The sequence below is a fragment of the Pseudidiomarina indica genome, assembly GCF_900104245.1.
Classification (GTDB): Bacteria; Pseudomonadota; Gammaproteobacteria; order Enterobacterales; family Alteromonadaceae; genus Pseudidiomarina; species Pseudidiomarina indica.
The window spans coordinates 246228-265114 of the sequence record NZ_FMXN01000001.1; the positions used below are offsets into that span (position 1 = coordinate 246228).

The 18887-nt window shown below is 49.1% G+C and carries 17 protein-coding genes; 1 reads left to right on the plus strand and 16 read right to left on the minus strand.

The genetic code is table 11. The features are described from left to right. Nucleotides 1–18 precede the first annotated feature (18 nt). From acpP to rluC, 9 genes are all read right to left on the minus strand, one after another. Nucleotides 19–258, minus strand: a complete 240-nt coding sequence (acpP, locus tag BLP64_RS01105) for an acyl carrier protein (protein WP_092590863.1) — start codon at nt 256–258, stop codon at nt 19–21. Nucleotides 259–412: 154 nt separating this feature from the next. Then, entirely contained in the window at nt 413–1159 is a 747-nt protein-coding gene (gene fabG, locus BLP64_RS01110) for a 3-oxoacyl-ACP reductase FabG (RefSeq protein ID WP_092590865.1), read from the minus strand. 1 nt (nt 1160) lies between these two features. Continuing rightward, nucleotides 1161–2078 (minus strand): ACP S-malonyltransferase, encoded by a 918-nt coding sequence (gene fabD / locus BLP64_RS01115; RefSeq protein WP_407681255.1) that lies wholly within the window; start codon nt 2076–2078, stop codon nt 1161–1163. A gap of 15 nt (nt 2079–2093) precedes the next feature. After that, on the minus strand, nt 2094–3053 hold the full coding sequence (locus BLP64_RS01120; RefSeq protein WP_092590869.1) for a beta-ketoacyl-ACP synthase III: 960 nt from the start codon (nt 3051–3053) through the stop codon (nt 2094–2096). Between the two features lie 8 nt (nt 3054–3061). Next, entirely contained in the window at nt 3062–4090 is a 1029-nt protein-coding gene (gene plsX, locus BLP64_RS01125) for a phosphate acyltransferase PlsX (protein ID WP_092590871.1), read from the minus strand. Between the two features lie 22 nt (nt 4091–4112). Continuing rightward, entirely contained in the window at nt 4113–4283 is a 171-nt protein-coding gene (gene rpmF, locus BLP64_RS01130; RefSeq protein ID WP_092590873.1) for a 50S ribosomal protein L32, read from the minus strand. 18 nt (nt 4284–4301) lie between these two features. Then, nucleotides 4302–4826 (minus strand): 23S rRNA accumulation protein YceD, encoded by a 525-nt coding sequence (gene yceD / locus BLP64_RS01135; protein WP_092590875.1) that lies wholly within the window; start codon nt 4824–4826, stop codon nt 4302–4304. Between the two features lie 64 nt (nt 4827–4890). Beyond that, complete coding sequence (locus tag BLP64_RS01140; protein ID WP_092590877.1) at nt 4891–5496, minus strand: Maf family protein; 606 nt, start codon at nt 5494–5496, stop codon at nt 4891–4893. Nucleotides 5497–5524: 28 nt separating this feature from the next. Then, complete coding sequence (rluC, locus tag BLP64_RS01145) at nt 5525–6481, minus strand: 23S rRNA pseudouridine(955/2504/2580) synthase RluC (RefSeq protein WP_092590879.1); 957 nt, start codon at nt 6479–6481, stop codon at nt 5525–5527. Nucleotides 6482–7036: 555 nt separating this feature from the next. On the opposite strand from rluC, the gene rne reads away from it, so the two are divergent. Next, on the plus strand, nt 7037–10030 hold the full coding sequence (gene rne / locus BLP64_RS01150) for a ribonuclease E (protein ID WP_092590881.1): 2994 nt from the start codon (nt 7037–7039) through the stop codon (nt 10028–10030). A gap of 76 nt (nt 10031–10106) precedes the next feature. Here rne and BLP64_RS01155 read toward each other — a convergent pair whose 3' ends face one another. The 7 genes from BLP64_RS01155 to BLP64_RS01185 all read right to left on the minus strand — a co-directional run bounded on the left by BLP64_RS01155 (nt 10107) and on the right by BLP64_RS01185 (nt 18865). After that, nucleotides 10107–12581, minus strand: coding sequence for a S9 family peptidase (locus BLP64_RS01155; protein ID WP_092590883.1), 2475 nt, complete (start codon nt 12579–12581; stop codon nt 10107–10109). A gap of 104 nt (nt 12582–12685) precedes the next feature. After that, complete coding sequence (gene maiA, locus BLP64_RS01160) at nt 12686–13327, minus strand: maleylacetoacetate isomerase (RefSeq protein ID WP_092590885.1); 642 nt, start codon at nt 13325–13327, stop codon at nt 12686–12688. A gap of 21 nt (nt 13328–13348) precedes the next feature. Further along, a complete protein-coding gene (locus BLP64_RS01165; RefSeq protein WP_092590887.1) occupies nt 13349–14368 on the minus strand; it encodes a fumarylacetoacetate hydrolase family protein in 1020 nt (339 codons plus the stop codon). A 20-nt stretch (nt 14369–14388) separates the two neighbouring features. Next, a complete protein-coding gene (locus BLP64_RS01170; RefSeq protein ID WP_092590889.1) occupies nt 14389–15522 on the minus strand; it encodes a homogentisate 1,2-dioxygenase in 1134 nt (377 codons plus the stop codon). Next, a complete protein-coding gene (gene hppD, locus BLP64_RS01175; RefSeq protein WP_092590891.1) occupies nt 15515–16579 on the minus strand; it encodes a 4-hydroxyphenylpyruvate dioxygenase in 1065 nt (354 codons plus the stop codon). The genes BLP64_RS01170 and hppD overlap by 8 nt, the downstream gene beginning before the upstream one ends. 286 nt (nt 16580–16865) lie before the next feature. Beyond that, nucleotides 16866–18416 carry a transcriptional regulator TyrR gene (tyrR, locus tag BLP64_RS01180; protein WP_092590893.1) on the minus strand — a complete coding sequence of 517 codons (1551 nt, stop codon included), beginning with the start codon at nt 18414–18416 and terminating at the stop codon, nt 16866–16868. 104 nt (nt 18417–18520) lie between these two features. Further along, a complete protein-coding gene (locus tag BLP64_RS01185) occupies nt 18521–18865 on the minus strand; it encodes a 4a-hydroxytetrahydrobiopterin dehydratase (RefSeq protein ID WP_092590895.1) in 345 nt (114 codons plus the stop codon). Between the last annotated feature and the right edge of the window lie 22 nt (nt 18866–18887).

Consider the following 18887-nt stretch of genomic DNA (forward strand, 5'->3'; position numbering starts at 1 on the left):
CCTTCTCTTCAGCATAACTTATTCGCCAGAGTGGCTTTTTACGTACTCGATTGCAGCTTCAACGGTACGGATTTTTTCAGCTTCTTCGTCTGGAATCTCAGTGTCAAACTCTTCCTCAAGAGCCATCACTAATTCAACGATGTCCAACGAGTCTGCGCCCAGGTCGTTTTCGAAAGAAGCTTCTGGTTTAACTTCTTCTTCTTTAACGCCTAATTGCTCAACAATGATTTTTTTAACGCGTTCTTCAATAGTACTCATTTTGTATATATCCCTTCAATCTATCGGTCTTAAATTCAAGAATTGCGCTTAGTGTAGTGAAACCGAGCCCAATAATAAAGTAAAACTTGCTCGACCCCTAAGAGGTCATACCCCTTTGGCGTATTTCCAACCGGGTTTCCCCAGCACGCGGCGATTATACCATCGCCATGCCACCATTCACATGAATGGTTTCGCCCGTAATATAGGCCGCGCCAGGTGACGCTAAAAATACCACAGCCGCAGCAATTTCTTCAGGTTGCCCTAAGCGCGCCGCTGGAATATTGGTAAAAATCGCTTGTTTTTGATCGTCCGTCAAGGCTTTCGTCATATCGGTGTCAATAAAACCGGGAGCGACACAGTTCACAGTGATACCGCGGGCCGCGATTTCTTTCGCCAACGCTTTGGTAAAGCCCACCAGCCCTGCTTTTGCAGCGCAGTAGTTGGTTTGGCCTGGGTTCCCGGTGGTTCCTACCACTGAAGAAATATTGATGATACGCCCTTGACGACGTTTCATCATGCCACGCATAACGCCTTTGCACAGACGATAAACGGACGTGAGGTTGGTGTCCATGACACTGTTCCATTCGTCATCTTTCATGCGCATTAATAAGTTATCACGGGTAATGCCCGCGTTGTTAACCAGAATATCAAGCTGACCATATTTTTCATCGATGTATTGCAACACCGCGGTAATGCTGTCTGGATCGGTCACGTTGAGGGCGTAACCTTCGCCTTGTTCACCGAGGTATGCGCTGATTGCTTCCGCACCACTAGCCGTTGTAGCGGTTCCGATTACGGTGACACCGCGAGCCACCAGTTGTTGCGCAATGGCTTTGCCAATCCCGCGACTGGCACCAGTGACCAAGGCAACTTGCCCGGTTAAATTCATCAGATCTGTCATGTTAGCTCCTTGCGACGATAGCATCGACGGTATTGATTGCTTCGCCATTCAAGTTTTTGTCTATCCGTTTCATCAACCCGGTTAACACTTTACCGGGACCAATTTCATCCAATGTTGTCACCCCTTGAGCGGCTAAAAACTGGACTGTTTCGGTCCAGCGCACGGGGGAATACAGCTGACGAATCAGCGCATCACGAATTGCATCCGCATCCATTGGCATTGCCACATCAACGTTATTGACCACAGGAATGCGCGGTGCTTGCATCGGAATCTGCTGTAATTCGGTTGCCAGTTGTTCGGCAGCAGGCTGCATCAACGCACAGTGCGATGGCACACTGACCGATAACGGCAGAGCCCGCTTCGCCCCAGCCGCAAGACAAGCTTCGCCAGCACGTTGCACGGCTGCTTGGTGACCAGCAATCACCACTTGCCCGGGTGAGTTAAAGTTCACTGCAGCGACCACGTCGTCACCCGCCGCTGAGGCGCACGCAGCTACCACCGCTGCATCATCTAATCCGATAATTGCCGCCATCGAGCCCACCCCTGCAGGCACCGCTTGCTGCATATATTCGCCGCGCTTGGCGACTAAATGCACGGCATCAGTAAAGGCCATGGCGCCTGCACATACCAAGGCTGAATATTCACCTAAACTATGGCCAGCCATAAAATCAGGTGCTGGTACTCCTGCTTGTTCTAGAACGCGATACAAAGCAACACTTGCCGTTAATAATGCCGGTTGCGTCCGTTGCGTTTCATTCAACTGTTCGGCTGGGCCTTCTTGAACCAGCTGCCATAAATCATAACCTAATACTGAGCTTGCTTCAGCAAAGGTTTCACCGACCACCGGGTACGCGGCAGCAACATCTGCCAACATTCCGACCGATTGCGATCCTTGTCCAGGAAATACATAAGCTCGCATGACAATGTCCTTTCGTTAATAATCGATTAATGCAGAGCCCCAAGCGAAACCACCGCCAAAGGCCTCTAACAAGAGTTTTTGTCCCCGTTGAATCCGGCCATCACGAATCGCCGTATCCAGCGCAATGGGCACGGACGCAGCCGACGTGTTCCCCGTATAAGATAACGTGGTCACGACCTGAGCCAAAGGCAAATCTAGTTTTTTTGCAGTTGCAGTAATAATGCGCATATTGGCTTGGTGGGGTACCAGCCAGTCAATCGCCGCAGGCGTTAATTGATGGGCGGCTAAGGTTTCAATAACCAACTCACTAAGTTTTGTCACGGCAACTTTAAAGACTTCGCGGCCTTGCATAAACATCCATGCTTCCGCCAGCGGTTCCGCCGCCTGACGGGCTGCATGTTTTACCCCTAATAGTTGTGCAAATTCGCCCGCACTGTGTAAATGGGTGGATAGAATTCCTCCCTGCTCACCTGCGGTTAACACAACAGCACCAGCTCCATCGCCAAACAACACCAAAGTATTGCGATCATCGGGGTGGCAGAAGCGCGATAATACATCGCTCCCAATCACCAACACATTGCGATAGGTCCCCGCGCGAATATATTGATCAGCAACGCTCAGCGCAAAAATAAAGCCGGCACATGCAGCGCCAACATCAAACGCGGGAATGGGACGGGAGGTTAGTTGCGCTTGGATTTCACAAGCAACGCTCGGGAAAGCGTAATCACCGGAGGTGGTGGCCACAATAATTAAATCAAGATCAGCCGCATCTAATAAAGCTGCTTGCAGTGCCTGACGTGCCGCAGCGACCCCCATGGTGACGTTATTCTCTGTGGGGCCAGCAATGCGCCGTTCATGAATTCCAGTACGTTCTACAATCCACTCGTGGCTAGTGTCGACACGCTGTTCAAGCATGGCGTTGGTCAGGCACTGAACGGGCAAATAATGCCCTGTGCCTGCAATAACGGATGGCATAATAACTTCTATTCCTGCTCTAACAGAACCTGTTCTACTCGATCACGAATACGTGCGGGTAGATCGCGTTGGGTTGCTGCCACAGCCTGCTCAATCGCACTATAAAAAGCGCGAGCATTCGCATCACCATGACTTTTGATAACCACTCCGCGCAATCCTATCAGACTCGCTCCATTATAGTGGTCGGGCTTCAACCACTCCCAAGAGCTTTTTAGCCGACGATAAAATAGTTTCACAAACCAGCGGGTCAGCCAATGCTTATGAATATTCTCATTAATATTACTCAGCAGCAGATCGGCTAAACCTTCACAACTTTTCAGGGCTATATTACCGACAAACCCATCACAAACAATCACATCCGCCTGATTCGAAAATAAATCGTCCCCTTCAATGAAACCAATGTAGTTCAATTGGGACGATTGCTGGAACAACGCGGCCGCAGCTTTCACGACATCATTCCCTTTGGTGTCTTCCTCGCCCACATTCAGCAAGGCAATCCGCGGCCGCTCAATACCTAGTACGGCTTGCGCCGCAACGGCTCCCATTACGCCAAATTGAAACAGCGTTTCTGAGTCACACACAGTGTTAGCGCCGAGATCCAGCATCAATGAAAATTTTTCTTGCTGTTGAGGTATGGCAGAGACTAAAGCGGGACGTAACACACCAGGTAAGGTTTTCAACGTGAAGTAGGCATTCGTCATTAACGCGCCTGTGTTCCCCGCACTCACACAAGCCATGGCTTGTTCGGTCGCCACCAATTCAAGCGCGACACGCATGGATGAGTCGGGTTTAGCTCGTAATGAATAGCCGGGCTTATCCGTCATGGTCACGGTTTGGCTGGCATGTTTGACTACGACACGAGGATTGCCAAGCAATTGAGCTTGGTCTAAGAGCGGCTGAAGCTCCGTGTCATCGCCTACGACAATGAATTGGACCTCAGGAAATGTGGATAACGCTTGCGTTAAAGCGTCGATAACAATAGAGGGGCCATGATCGCCCCCCATTGCATCAAGAGCCAAAGTTGTCAGTGTGGCCATTGCCTCACTTTCCAAACGTCGGTTACTTGTTAATTACTTTACGACCTTTATAGAAACCATCAGCTGTTACATGGTGACGACGATGTGTTTCACCAGAGGTAGAGTCAACCGACAGTGTAGGGCCGCTCAGCGCATCGTGTGCACGACGCATGTCGCGTTTAGAACGACTTTTCCGATTCTGTTGTACAGCCATTTACGCTATCTCCTAAGTTTATTTACGCTTTAATTCTTGCAACACAGCAAACGGGTTATCACTGACATCAGGTGTTTCGTCAATGTCCCCCCATTGCATTGCATGAGTATCTACACGACATTCGCGTTCGTCATGCTTGACCACGACTGGCATCGCCAATATCAGTTCATCTTCGACTAGGGTATGCAGATTAACTTCACCCATTTCGTCAACTTCAAAGGGCTCGTACTCTTCAGGCATTTCGGTGGCCGTTTGTCGACGTGTTATCGGTGCATAAATAAAGTCGCTCGCTAATGCTAACGCCATTTTTTCACCGCAGCGTTCACACGCCGCCTGAACCGTCACTTGGCCACTGCCCAGAATGCGCTTGATTCCCTGCTCGTCAGTATCAAAGGATAATGATACCTCAACATCCGCACAGGGCTCAATGAGCATCTCTTGTAAACGGGCAAGCGACTTCCCTGGAACGATCCCTAGATAAGTCAACTGTTTGCCGGCACTTTTGACCGGATCTACCGAAATCGGTACACGAACCTTCTGCATAGGGCGCGAATCTTAATGGATTAAGCTGCTGAACACAAGTGCTTTATCGGCGTTCAGCGGCAAATTAACGGACCACTGAATTCATCAGTAATGGATTATATTCCCAGCGGGCAAGCATTCGGACCAGCTGGATTAAAGGTAACCCCACCAAGGCGTTGGGATCATCGCCACGTAAGTGTTCAAACAAACAAATACCCAGCCCTTCACTTTTAAAACTTCCCGCACAATTCAAGGGTTGCTCAAGTGCAACATAAGTGGCTATTTCCGCATCCGTCAAATCCCTGAGGGTGACGGCAAATGGCTCGACCACACTTTGGATGCGATTTTGCGCGCTGTCATACAACGCCAATCCGGTTAAAAACGTCACCGTTTTACCCCGCATTTGTTGCAACTGCTGGATGGCGTTTTCTGTGGTACCAGGCTTTCCTAAAATCTGCTCCCCTACCACCGCTACTTGGTCGCTCCCAATAATATAGTGCTGCGGAAAAGCTGCGCCAACAGCACGAGCTTTAGCCTGTGCTAATCGCTCCACTAATTGTTGCGGGGACTCGTTTGGCTGCGCTGTTTCATCCACCTCCGGCGCTGCCACAGCAAACTCTGGGATGACCTTCTGCAGTAACGCGCGACGATAAGGTGAAGTGGACGCTAAGACGATATTGGGTGTTTTCATTCAAGCAAACCTTTATTTATGTTCCGGCTTACACTCGCTTAAGCTGACTTAAGACCTCTTGCAACTGTTCATCAAGGGGCGCCTCAATGGTAAGGGTTTGCCCCGTTTGCGGATGCTGAAACGACACGCGATGGGCATGTAAAAACAATCGTTGCAAGCCCAGCTCACGCAGACTTTGGTCAAAGTCTGCATCTCCATATTTTGGATCCCCAGCAATGGGATGCCCGGCATGCAACGTATGCACACGAATTTGATGCGTACGGCCGGTAATGGGAGATGCTTCGACTAAAGTCGCGGTGGCGTATTTTTGCACAATCCGAAATTTAGTTTCCGACGGTTTCCCTTGCACATCAACCCGCACCACTCGCTCGCCCGACTTCAAGGTATTCTTCAGTAGCGGCGCTGTCACCCGCTTTACATGTGGCTGCCACTGGCCTCGGACTAACGCGAGATAATATTTATCCATGATCTTATTGCGCAGTTGCTCGTGCAAATGACGCAACGCAGAACGCCGCTTCGCAATCAAGATACACCCACTGGTATCGCGGTCAAGACGGTGCACGAGTTCTAGGTGCTTTGCTTCCGGTCGCAACGCGCGCAGGCTTTCAATCAAGCCAAACTGCAACCCTGACCCGCCATGAACTGCTAGCCCTGCCGGCTTATTCAGCACCAGCAATAATCCATCTTCATACAAAATGAGATCTTTGAGGGCCTGAACTTGAGCAAGGTTCGCCGATGGTAACGGGTTTTCTGCCGCCACTCGAACCGGGGGGATACGCACCACATCACCGGCTTGTAACTTATACTCCGGTTTTACCCGCTTCTTATTAACGCGCACTTCGCCTTTACGAAGGATTCGATAAACCAATGACTTAGGGACCCCTTTTAGCTGTGCTAAGAGGTAATTATCGATGCGTTGGTCCTGATAGTCAGCTTCGACTGTCTGGAATTGTACGCCTTGTGAAGTGGGGGTGGAGTCGCTCATAGGGGGCGGATTTTAGCATGAGCTTTCACCAAGATACATCTTGTATTTACACTAAAATTCATGGGATAATGGGCCGCCGGAAAAATCCGCACCGGTTCAGAGAGAGCGGTACACCATAATCAGTGCATTTGCGGGTTATGGTTGAAGCAACGAAACAAATAATACCTTGAGGTTTGAGTCGAGCGCAGTTATGCCAATTCATCCACCTCAGCTTACGATAGCCCTGTTGTTGAAACATTGAAGGCATCGAGAAGTTGACGGCATGGAATTTTTATATTGGCCTTCTTCACTGTTGAATTATTGAAGATTGATTGAATGCGCCGAAAAGTCACTCAAACCAAATTTGAAGAACCAATGCTGCAACGCAGTATGGCCTTTAACAAGCGCATTTCGGCTTGGTAACAAATTTCATGTCTCACGTTTAAGCAGAGTCGTACAACGGGGGATGTTAGGGTTGGCTGAATGAGCCCCTTAACCGAAAACAATTCAATCTCGAAATAGCGATGGCGAATGCCAGTCGTACTGTGTTGTGGCCTGATGATATGAGTCACAACCATGAAAAGAATGTTAATTAACGCAACCCAGCAAGAAGAGCTGCGCGTTGCGCTTGTTGATGGTCAACGTTTGTATGACCTCGACATTGAAAGCCCGGGCCATGAGCAAAAGAAAGCAAATATCTATAAAGGCAAAATCACTCGGATTGAGCCAAGTTTAGAAGCTGCTTTCGTTGATTACGGTGCCGAACGGCACGGGTTCCTTCCCTTAAAAGAAATTGCCAAAACTTACTTCCCTGACGGTTATTCGTTTTCCGGCCGCCCCAACATTAAAGAAGTTATTTCTGAAGGCCAGGAAGTTATCGTTCAGATTGATAAAGAAGAGCGTGGCCAAAAAGGTGCTGCCCTTACTACCTTCATTTCGTTGGCTGGCAGCTACTTAGTTCTAATGCCCAACAACCCTCGTGCGGGTGGTATTTCACGCCGGATTGAAGGCGAAGAGCGAAGCGAATTAAAAGCAACCCTCGATGCACTTAATCTCCCGAATAATATGGGATTGATTGTACGCACTGCTGGGGTTGGTAAATCCCAAGAAGAACTCGAATGGGACTTAAACGTTTTATTACATCACTGGGACGCGATCGAAAAAGCATCGCAAACCCGCCCTGCTCCATTTTTAATTCACCAAGAAAGCAACGTGGTCTTCCGTGCTATCCGCGATTATTTGCGTCGTGATATTGGTGAAGTATTAATTGACAATGAACAGGTGTACGCGCAAGTTCGTGATCACGTCAAACTGATTCGCCCGGATTTTGTGAATCGCGTGAAAATGTATCAAGGCGACGTCCCACTGTTTAACCATTTCCAAATCGAAAGCCAAATCGAATCCGCGTTCCAACGCGAAGTTCGGTTGCCTTCTGGCGGCTCCATTGTCATTGATCCGACTGAAGCGCTCACCTCTATCGATATCAACTCGGCCCGTGCCACCAAAGGCGGTGATATTGAAGAAACGGCATTCCAAACAAACCTTGAAGCGGCCGAAGAAATCGCCCGTCAACTGCGCTTACGTGACGTGGGTGGCTTAGTAGTCATCGACTTTATCGATATGACCCCGCCACGGCATCAGCGTGAAGTGGAAAACCGCTTACGTGATTGTTTAAAGCAAGATCGGGCACGTATCCAAGTGACTCGAATTTCGCGGTTTGGTTTGTTAGAGATGTCGCGGCAACGCTTACGCCCATCGCTTGGTGAAGCGGCAAACCACGTTTGTCCTCGTTGTCATGGGCAAGGCACCATTCGTTCGGTGGAATCATTAGCTCTGTCTATTCTGCGTTTAATCGAAGAAGAAGCACTGAAAGACAATACGGTTCAAGTGCAAGCACAAGTGCCTATTTTGGTCGCAACGTATTTATTGAATGAAAAACGCCAGTTTATTTTTGATATCGAAAAACGATACAAAGTGTCGGTGTTAATTATTCCTAATCCGCATCTTGAAACGCCGCATTTTGACGTGCGCCGTTTCCGCACCGATGAAGTTGCTGAAACCAACAGTTTCCAACTGATCATGCAACCGCAAGCGGACGAAGTAGAAATTGTGCTAAATAAAGACAAACCGAGCTTTGAAGAGCCTGCGATTAAAGGAATTCAAGCACCGGTGACGCCTGCGCCTACTCCAGCACCAACGCCAGCAGCAAAACCAGCCACGAAAAAAGTGGAAGGTCCTGGTTTATTAGCACGACTTGGCAAATGGCTCGCTGGTTTGTTTAGTAGCGACGAAGCTGCTGCTGAAAAGACTCAAAAACAGCCGGCTAACCAACGTCGCCAAGGTCAACAGCGCCGTAATAACCGTAATAATCAACGTCGTCATAATAACCGCAATCAACGTCACCGTGATCGGAACAACGACGATGTCGAGAATCAACCGACTGCTGCCACCAATGAGCAAGTGGAAGCGAAGAAGTCAACGCGCCCAGAACGCAATGGACGCCGTCGCGGTTCTCGTGGCAAAGGAAAGTCGCAAGCCTCGCAAGAGCAAGTACTGCAAACGACTCCAGCAGCAGAAGCGCAAGCTGCGCCAGACAACGTTGAAGCAAAAGAAAAAGTACAGGCGCCTAAACCGCGTCGTCAACGTCGTCAGCTCGAACAATCAGTACGGGTGACTCAAGCCGCTGCGATGGCTGAAAGCGATGATGTAACAGCAAGTAAGGTAGAGCAACCCGTACCAGCAACAGAAAAAGTTGTTGAGAGCGTTGTTGTTGAGCAAACTGAAGAAACCGCTGTGACAAGCCCTGAAGCAGCAGAAGATGCCAATGCACCACGAAGCCGAAATCGTAGCCGTCGTTCACCGCGTCATCAGCGTGCGGCCGGTCAACGTCGTAAGGCCGAACTTGAAGTTCAACAACAAGATAGCCAAACCCCGGCGGCGGAAGAAGGAACTGTAGTAGAAGAAGGAGCTGTTGCAGAACCAGCTGCGGTAACCGCAGCAACGGTTGCGACCGAAAACGAGCAGGCAGCACCAGTGACTGAGCCAGCAGTTGCTGAAGCTCCAGTCACCGCTGCGGCTCCAGTTGCCGCAGAAGTACCGGCCACAGCCAGCGAAGCTGAGAACGTACAAGCTGAGGTTAAGGCTGAGGCTGAGGTTAAGGCTGAGGCTGAGGCTGAGGTTGAAACAACCGAAGTGGAATCGGCTGCAGCGGAAGCGGCTGAAGTTGTCGTGGTTGAAGAGACGCAAGAAGCGGAAACGCCTGTTGCTGAAACCACAACCCAAGAGGAAACCACAGCAGCTCCGATTGCGGTAGCCGCAACCTCTGAAGAACATTCAGCTAATGTTTCCAGCAATTCATCAGCGCAACAGCCAAACCGCAGCAATGGGCGTGCCCATGGCAGCAGTTATGCGCCTATGACCAAAGCCAGTGCGGCAATTCGGGATGATGAGTTTACGCCTTTAGCAGCCGCGACTCATGCAGAACGCCTCCCCTTTACCAAGGACGAGCGCGTAGCCAGCTTCCACGAAGCGCGTGCGACAGCCTCTGCGGCGATGACGAAAACACAATAACCCCGTTGTGATAACAGGGTAAGAAATAAAAATCCCGGCCTAAGCCGGGATTTTTTTATGCGTGCGATTTATGCCGCTATTTTAAGTTTTCTTCGAACAGCTTGAAGATACGACGGTATTCATCCAACCAGCTTGATGGCTGACGGAAACCGTGCGGCTCCACTGGGAAAATTGCCGTTTCAAAGTTCTCTTTTTCTTGTTCAATCAACCGTTGCACCAAGCGCACACTGTCTTGGAAGAACACGTTATCATCCACCATCGGTGAGTTGATCAAGAGTGCGTCTTGAAGCCCTTCGGTAAAGTAAATGGGCGAACTGCGACGATAAGCAATCGGGTCATCATCAGGTAAGTTCAAGATATTTGACGTATACCCAGTATTGTAATGCGCCCAATCACTGACCGGTCGTAACGCCGACCCGGCTTTAAATAACCCTGGCTCTTTGAATAACGCCATAAAGGTTAGGAAGCCACCGTAAGAACCGCCATAGGTTCCCATCCGCTCGGTATCGACATGCGCGTGTTCACCCGCCCATTTTACCACGTCAACCAAGTCTTCTACTTCCGGGGTTCCCATTTGACGATAAATGGCCGTGCGCCAATCCCGCCCATAACCTTTCGAACCGCGATAGTCGAGGTCAAGAACCACATAACCTTGTTCCGTTAAGAAGGTATGGAACATGAATTCGCGTTGGTAATTGGACCAACCCGCATGAGCGTTCTGCAAATACCCTGCCCCGTGAATAAAGACCACCGCTGGATATTTTTCCGCACGGTTTGGATCATAATCCTTCGGATAGTAAACTCGGGTATAAATCGGATCATCCACATGGCTTGATGGAATGGCCACAATTTCTGGTGCCACCCAATCAAAACTCATAAACTCTTCCGTTGCGGTGTACGTCAAGCGCTGCGTATCTTGTTGGCCGATGGTTTGAACATACAACTCTTCTGGCTGTAAAGCCGATGAGTGTTTGATTAACAAACGGTCTTCTTGTGGACTCAGTTCGTAATGGTTCATCCCACCCAGAGCAGTTAATTGCTCCAGTTTCGCGGTACCAGTGTGCACGCGATAGACTTCATATTGCCCTGGGTGAATCACGTTGGCAGAGAAATAAATATAACTGCCATCCGCACTCACCGACGGGTTTTCCGTCACAAACTTGCCCTTGGTTAATTGTTTGGCTTTGCCGGTTAATGGCTTCACATAAAGGTGAGCGTACCCGTCTGCCTCAGATTGGAACCATAATGTATCGCTGTGCGGTAAGAATCCGAATTCATTATGGGTGTAATTGATCCAAGCCGGATCATGTAAGCGTTCGTGGTTCACCAACTGTTTGCCGGCAAAGTCCACGGTCGCAATCCAGCGGTCTTTATTATCCCAAGCTTCCAACATTAAGGCGGCTTGCGAACCATCGTGGGTCCAGCGAATCGCACCTGCTTGCCATCCCCAGTCTTGCATCAAGGTGATGGGACGAGGCTTCTTCTCTGAACGATACGTTTTCCCTTCGGCGGCGTAGTTCTCGCGACGGACGTCTGCAAGAACATCTTCATCCCAGCCTGGCAAGGTGTTGTAAGTTAGCTTGGTGGCATCGCCTTGGGTTAAATCAAGCAAATAGATTTCATGATCAACCGGCTTGGCATCTGCCACTCGTGCACGAACTGGCTCCGCTGCAATACGTCCATCTTCGGTCACATAATTCGGCATAATATCGCCATCATCACGCCACTTCTGCGGGGCGCTCACTGCCACCAGTAACTTGTCGCCCGCAGGGGATAGGCTAGTGGCAACAATTTGTTTGCCGCTTCCTAAATAGAAAGGCTCAGGAGCTAACGAACTGTTTTGGCGCTGTAATTGCTGACGGTAATCAAACCGCTCCGCTTTATTTTTCCGCTCCACCTGCACAAACTCAATGAGTTGCTGTTGCTCACGGGCAATGAAATCTTTGGGCTCCGTGTTGGCGGCCGGTTTGTCACGTAAGGCTAATGCGGCAATCTGCTGCGTTAATCCAGTTTGTGGGTCAACCGTGTAAAACTCGTTCCCTTGACGATAGGCAAGTAAGCCATTGGTCAAAAACACCAGCTGTGATTGGCGGGCATCATTACGTGTCAATTGGCGTGTTTCTTGGGTGCTTAAGTCGCGAACAAAGACGTTGCCTTCAAAGGTGTATGCCAGCATGCTGCGATCACCGTTATAGACACCACTTTGGTAGGCATAAAGATGCAGTTTCTCTAACGGAACTAAATGAGCCGCTTCATTCAAGGGCTGGTGATACCAATCACTGACTTGTGAGCCGAGACGTTTTTGCTGATACAAAACGCCACTGCCATCCAACATCCAATAGGCATTGCTCGGTGACCGTGCCACCCAGTCTTGATCAGCCATAATTTGCTTTAAGGTCAATGACTGACCCGCCACCGCTTGTGGGTTTTCGGCAGTGGCTAGTACAGCTACTGGTGCATTCACTTGTTGTGGTGCTGCGGGTGCCTGCGTTGTGGTGCAAGACACGGTAAATAACGCTGCAGCTATGGCAATCGCTAATTTGCTTTTCATGCTTATAATCCTTGGTTGCTATGCGTGAGGCTATTAAAGCAAAATGCCTAGCAAGATACGAGCTAGGCATTCGGTTTGTGCGATGAAACTCAAAGTAAATGCGGTTAGTTTTCAGCGTCTGGTTGTTTGCTCGGGTGAGCTGCTGCCACCCAAGGTAACTCGCTTAAACGCCCATAAACAGACCGCAATAAGGGATAAGGTGTTAAATCAATCCCAAAGCGTTCAGCACTATAAACTTGGGGGACTAAACACACATCAGCCATGGAGAACTGGTTCCCCACACAGTAGTTACCCGCCACCTCTTCTAAGTTGCGTTCTAAGGCAGTGAAACTATGTCGAAACCAATGCTGCAACCAAGCTTGTTTTTGCTCATCCACAAGGTTGAGCTCCCGCATTAAGTACTGCTGTACACGCAAATTAATCAGCGGTTGCAGTTCACTGGCAATATCCAAGGAAATCGCCCGAATCGCGCCACGCTGTTGCGCTGTTCCCGGCAGCAACGACGGATGCGGATAGGTTTCATCCAGATATTCCATAATCGCGAGGGATTGATGCAAGATCACCGTGCCGTCCACAAAGGTTGGCACCAGTCCATTGGGGTTCAACTGTCGATACGACTGTTTGTGTTGTTCGCCACCATCTTTAATCAGGTGAACAGGAATATAATTGTATTCGAGTTGTTTGTATTTGAGCGCAATACGCACTCGGTAACTGGCGCTTGAGCGCCAGTAGCCATAGAGTTCCATATTCAACTCCGCGAGTGAATGTTAACCACCGTGATATGGCACAACCTGTTGCTCAATGCTGCCAAAAATACTTGCGCCAGTGGTGTCCAGCATTTCAATTTTAATGGTGTCACCAAATTGCATAAACCCGGTCGAAGGCTGACCATCACGGATGGTTTCAATCATGCGAACTTCTGCGATACAACTATACCCCACCCCTCCTTCATCAATGGCGCTTCCGTACTCCGTTCCTTGCTTATTGGAAACGGTCCCAGAACCAATGATAGCGCCAGCACCTAACCTGCGTGTTTTTGCCGCATGAGCAATTAACTGGGCAAAATTAAACGTCATATCCTGCCCCGCATTAGGTTTACCAAAAGGCTTATCGTTATAGTAGCTCAATAATGGCAAATGCACCTTATAATCGTGCCATTGTTCCCCTAATTCATCCGGGGTCACCGCCACTGGAGAAAACGCTGAGGATGGCTTCGATTGGAAGAAGCCAAAGCCTTTGCCAAGCTCACCCGGAATTAACCCGCGTAACGAAACATCATTCACTAACATCAGCAGACGAATGTGTTGTCCTGCGTCAGCAACCGATACTCCCATTGGCACATCGCTGGTAATGACTGCGACTTCGCCTTCAAAATCGATGCCCCAAGCAGGATCAGCCATAGCGATATCTTCTTTTGGCCCTAAGAAATCGTCTGAGCCCCCTTGGTACATCAAGGGATCCGTCCAAAAACTTTCCGGCATTTCTGCGTTGCGCGCTTTGCGAACCAACTCCACATGATTCACATAAGCACTGCCATCCGCCCATTGATAAGCTCGCGGCAGTGGTGATTCACAGCGACTTTCATCAAATGCTACGGCAGCAGCCAACTCACCTTGATTCAGTGCTTGATAGGTCTGTTTCAACTGCGGCGCAAGTGTATCCCAGTTATCCAGAGCTTCTTGTAAGGTTGCGGCAATGGCTGGTACCGCAACTGCCTGACGCAAATCGCGACTCACAACCATCAGTTGTCCGTCGCGCGTTCCGTTTCGATAAGTAGCAAACTTCATATTTTGTGATGCCTTATTCTTTAAGGTTTGGCTTTCCAACTATTCACATAGTCATGATTTTCGACCGTGGCACAGACGTCGCCCATGGTAAGCGCATGACGCGTATCCAGCATCACCGCCACCTCATCGGTAAATTTTTTCCGATATTCTAATCCGGCCTGGAAAGCTTTTGGATGAGGGCCATGGGTAAACCCAGCAGGATGGAAGGTCACCATGCCGCGATCAATGTTGTCGCGACTAAAGAAGTCACCCTCGTGATAGAACAGCACCTCGTCGTAATCGTCATTGTTGTGATAAAAAGGTACTTTCAAGGCTCCCGGATCGGATTCAATTGGGCGCGGCACAAAGGTACAGACCACAAAACCATCGGCCACAAAGGTGGTATGGGCAGAAGGAGGCAAGTGATAGCGGTGACTCATCAACGGACGAATATCACGCCAATTAATTCGCACCGGCGCCAAATCGCCATGCCAACCGATCGCATCCAATGGGTTGAATGGATAGGTAATACAGGATATCTCACCATGACGCTTGACCAGAACCTGCCACGGTTCTTCACTGTATTGGGCCTTGAAAGCATCATCAATCAGCGGTGTTTCTAAACAGGCAGGGTCAAAAATCGCATGATTCCCAACAATGCCTTTCTCTGGCAATTGATAGGCACTATTGGTGGCTTCAATCATCAGAATCTGCATGGGTTCAAGCGGTTCTAAGCGCCACGAAGTCGAGCGCGGCACCACAAAGTAATCCCCTTTTTCCAAGGTGATGTGGCCATAGTCACAGAATAGTTCACCTCGGCCCTCATGAATAAACAGGAGATCGTCGCCATCCGCATTGCGCACTAAAAACGTCATCGCTTCGTGGCAATGCCACATACGGAACTTACACTGAGCATTATGGAGCAACAGCGGCACTTGCCACGGTGATTCCGTGGCAAGCTCAGTCAGTTGGTTGAGGTCAAAATTACGCGGCCGTAACTCGCCCTCCCAAGAACTCCAATCGGTTGGAGCATGGCGATGATGAAAGTGCGTCGCAGGTCCAAAAAAACCACTCCGCCCTACTTCGCGCTCATAGATCGCTTGCTCCGGAAAGTCGGCATGCGCCTGCTTTGAGGCAATCCCAACTTGTTTCGGAAAGCTGATCCATCTACGCATCGCTCAATACTCCCCGACGAATTTGATCTTCTTCGATGGATTCAAACAGCGCTTTGAAGTTGCCTTCACCGAAGCCTTCGTTACCTTTCCGCTGAATGATTTCGAAGAACACCGGACCAATCACAGTTTGGGTGAAAATCTGCAGCAAAATACCATCTTTCATCGGCGCACCATCAATCAGAATTTGCAGCTCACGCAAGGCGTCGACGTCTTCTTCATGGCCTTCAACGCGGTCATTCACGCGGTCATAGTAGGTATCTGGGGTTGGCATAAAGTCCATGCCGATCGAACGCAGATAACGAACCGTCTCATAAATGTTATCGCTGGTTAGTGCAATGTGCTGAATTCCTTCACCATTGTATTCACGCAAATACTCTTCAATTTGCGATTTATCATCCAATGACTCATTAATTGGAATGCGAATCTTGCCACAAGGACCGGTCATTGCACGGCTCAGTAAGCCCGTGAGTTTGCCTTCAATATCGAAATAGCGAATTTCACGGAAGTTCGCAATGCGCTCATAGAAGCCAGCCCAAGTATCCATGTTGCCGCGATGGACGTTATGGGTTAAGTGGTCAATTTCATAGAGGCCCGCACCATGGGCTTTCATGTTTTCTTCCCAATTCTCATGGAATTCAAAATCCACGGCATAAATGTCACTGTCCACGAACGACAGCACGCTTTCGCCAATGCCATACACCGCTGGAAATTCAGCTTCACCAGCATTTACTTGGCGCTGGAAAGGTTTAGCTCCTTTGGCTACCGCATGTTCAAATGCTTGCTTGGCATCCGCCACTCGCCACGCCATGCCACAAACACTCGCACCATGAGCTTTGGCAAAGGCTTCTGCTTGACCGCCTACGTCGGCATTAATAATGAAGTTAATGTCGTTTTGCTTATACAACCAAACGTCTTTGGATTTATGCTTGGCCACTTCAGTAAAGCCAAGCTTCACGAACAAGTCTTTTAATGCGGCAATGCCTTGAGCATCCGGAGCCGTGTATTCGACAAACTCAAAGCCGATGGTTTGTAATGGGTTGTAATGAATATCAGACATAATGACCTCGTTGTTCCACTAAAAATGACTCCCTTAATTGTTATGTGGTGGGAGTCTCGATAAATGCTATCTGTATTACTATGCGCAGAGATGGGCATTCACGCCAGAGGGCACCAATGAAAGGTGGTGTTTTAGTAAAAGTAAGAGCCTGTAAAGATAAACTTACACTTTAGGAGTAAGGCCAGCAGACAAGGGGGCGTGTAAAAATTCCGTTACAAAGCTGCGTCAGCCTGTAAAGATTCATTTACGCAGACTGTTTTCTAGAATGGATTGCTTGGGAAACCAGTTACTTGCGGCGACTTTTGCCAATCCCGTATTCACGGAGTTTGTTCGCAACAGCAGTATGAGAAAGGCCTAGTTTCTTCGCTAATTGTCGGGTGCTTGGGTAGCTGGGATACAGTCGTCTTAGAATGGTAGCTTCGAATTTTTTCACCGCTTCTTCCAAGCTGCCTTCTTCCAAATCCACTGCGACATTTTCGTGCAAGCGTTCGCTATCCGGTAAGTGAATGTCAGCGAGATTCAAGGTATCGCCTTCCGCCATCGAGATAGAGCGGAACAGCACATTCTCTAATTGACGAACATTTCCTGGCCATTGATAACGTTGCAAGGCTTCGCGGGCAGCTCGGGTCATTAACATCATACTACGCCCCAAGCGCTGGCACGATTGCACCATAAAATGATCGGCTAATAGGTTGATATCTGACTTTCGCTCCCGCAACGGTGGAATGTGTAGTGTCAGCACATTCAGGCGATAAAATAAATCCTCACGGAACGTGCCTGCCTCGACGCGTTCGAGTAAATCATCTTGCGTGGAGCAAATAATTCGTACATCCACGGTAACTTCTTGCTCCTCGCCAATCCGACGAAACCGGCCATCCTGAATAAACCGCAGGAGTTTGGCTTGCAAACCATTGGACATTTCACCCACAGCATCCAGTAATACGGTGCCACCATTCGCCTGCTCAAAAATTCCTTTTTTCCCTTCCGTGTATGGCCCTAAGCTCCCCTTACCATGGCCAAATAACTCGCTCTCAGCCACGTTATCGGGCAAGGCGGCGCAATTAATCGCAAGAAATGGTTTTGCTGACCGTGAACTGGCTTGATGACAAGCTCGGGCCATGAGCTCTTTACCCACCCCCGTTTCACCTTGAATGAGCAAGGGAACGTTCAACTCTGCCATGCGTGCTGCTTCTTTAAGCAGCTTTTTCATGCTGCTGTGCTCGCCTAAAATTTGTTTAAACGCATCATGATGCCCGCCCCGTTGCCACTGTTGCACCAGCGGTTGCGGCTTACAGGTAATGACCGCTCCAGCAAACTGGCTGGTGCCATCATTATCACGCACCCAGGTTGGAAGTATGTCAGCAAAGTATTTTGAACCGCCCGCACTAATTTGTTGGGTGGTGGGTTCTTCGGGTTGTTTTTCTAACCAACGAACCACCGAAAAACCTGTCAGCCATTGGCTAATCGAGGTGCCTGACAGTGGCGTACAGTGATCGCTAAACACCAACTGGGCAGCTTCATTAGCAATATCAATGACCCCGCGACTATCAACGGTGAGAACGGGATCAGGAAGCTTATTCAGCAGGAGTTTAAATTCGAAGTGCTCTCGCTCTGAGGGCATAATTGAAATGGTTTTAACGTCTTTGACGTTAGGAATGCGACGTATTTCTGGCATTAAATGTTGAAAATCTTCAAACTCCAATTCTGGAAAATTTAGGAATATTTTCCCTTTGGGGTCCACTTCAATACCACGCAAGTCGATCTCATGATCACGCAATATCTGTAAGACATCTTGAGCGATGCCCAATCGATCATCACATGTAATCTCTAGCCGCATACGTTGCCATCAAATTAACTGAACTGTAAAGCAAAGTATACATTAAAAAAGCCCGTGAGATAAGTCATCTCACAGGCTTTTTCATTCTCGTTTCTAAAGCTCTGTTAATCGGTCGTTAACACTGCATCCGTACGGGCTGCCATAATAAAGTCGTTTTTATGCAACCCTTGGATGGCGTGCGTCCACCAGACCACGGTGACTTGACCCCATTCAGTAATTAATGTCGGATGATGGAACTCTTCCTCAGCAATCTCTGCGACCTGATTGGTAAACGCCAACGCTTGTTTAAAGTTTTTAAACTTAAACACCCGTTCCAATTGCATCACTCCATCACGAACCACCGGGGTCCAATCGGGAATTTGGCGAATCAACTCAGCCAACTCGGCGTCGGAAACTTTAGGCGCATCCGCTCGACAGGCTTCACAGCGTTGGTTTTTTAAGTCTGACATGAACTTCCTCTTTATTTTAATC

Bases quoted from the DNA above. Each gene is read 5' to 3' on its own strand.
- BLP64_RS01165 (WP_092590887.1), bottom strand. From the start codon at position 14,368: ATGAAGTTTGCTACTTATCGAAACGGAACGCGCGACGGACAACTGATG.
- maiA (WP_092590885.1), bottom strand. From the start codon at position 13,327: ATGGAACTCTATGGCTACTGGCGCTCAAGCGCCAGTTACCGAGTGCGT.
- BLP64_RS01185 (WP_092590895.1), bottom strand. From the start codon at position 18,865: ATGTCAGACTTAAAAAACCAACGCTGTGAAGCCTGTCGAGCGGATGCG.
- fabG (WP_092590865.1), bottom strand. From the start codon at position 1,159: ATGACAGATCTGATGAATTTAACCGGGCAAGTTGCCTTGGTCACTGGT.
- tyrR (WP_092590893.1), bottom strand. From the start codon at position 18,416: ATGCGGCTAGAGATTACATGTGATGATCGATTGGGCATCGCTCAAGAT.
- BLP64_RS01140 (WP_092590877.1), bottom strand. From the start codon at position 5,496: ATGAAAACACCCAATATCGTCTTAGCGTCCACTTCACCTTATCGTCGC.
- BLP64_RS01120 (WP_092590869.1), bottom strand. From the start codon at position 3,053: ATGCCATCCGTTATTGCAGGCACAGGGCATTATTTGCCCGTTCAGTGC.
- BLP64_RS01170 (WP_092590889.1), bottom strand. From the start codon at position 15,522: ATGCGTAGATGGATCAGCTTTCCGAAACAAGTTGGGATTGCCTCAAAG.
- rluC (WP_092590879.1), bottom strand. From the start codon at position 6,481: ATGAGCGACTCCACCCCCACTTCACAAGGCGTACAATTCCAGACAGTC.
- yceD (WP_092590875.1), bottom strand. From the start codon at position 4,826: ATGCAGAAGGTTCGTGTACCGATTTCGGTAGATCCGGTCAAAAGTGCC.
- acpP (WP_092590863.1), bottom strand. From the start codon at position 258: ATGAGTACTATTGAAGAACGCGTTAAAAAAATCATTGTTGAGCAATTA.
- BLP64_RS01155 (WP_092590883.1), bottom strand. From the start codon at position 12,581: ATGAAAAGCAAATTAGCGATTGCCATAGCTGCAGCGTTATTTACCGTG.
- rpmF (WP_092590873.1), bottom strand. From the start codon at position 4,283: ATGGCTGTACAACAGAATCGGAAAAGTCGTTCTAAACGCGACATGCGT.
- hppD (WP_092590891.1), bottom strand. From the start codon at position 16,579: ATGTCTGATATTCATTACAACCCATTACAAACCATCGGCTTTGAGTTT.
- fabD (WP_407681255.1), bottom strand. From the start codon at position 2,078: ATGCGAGCTTATGTATTTCCTGGACAAGGATCGCAATCGGTCGGAATG.
- plsX (WP_092590871.1), bottom strand. From the start codon at position 4,090: ATGGCCACACTGACAACTTTGGCTCTTGATGCAATGGGGGGCGATCAT.
- rne (WP_092590881.1), top strand. From the start codon at position 7,037: ATGAAAAGAATGTTAATTAACGCAACCCAGCAAGAAGAGCTGCGCGTT.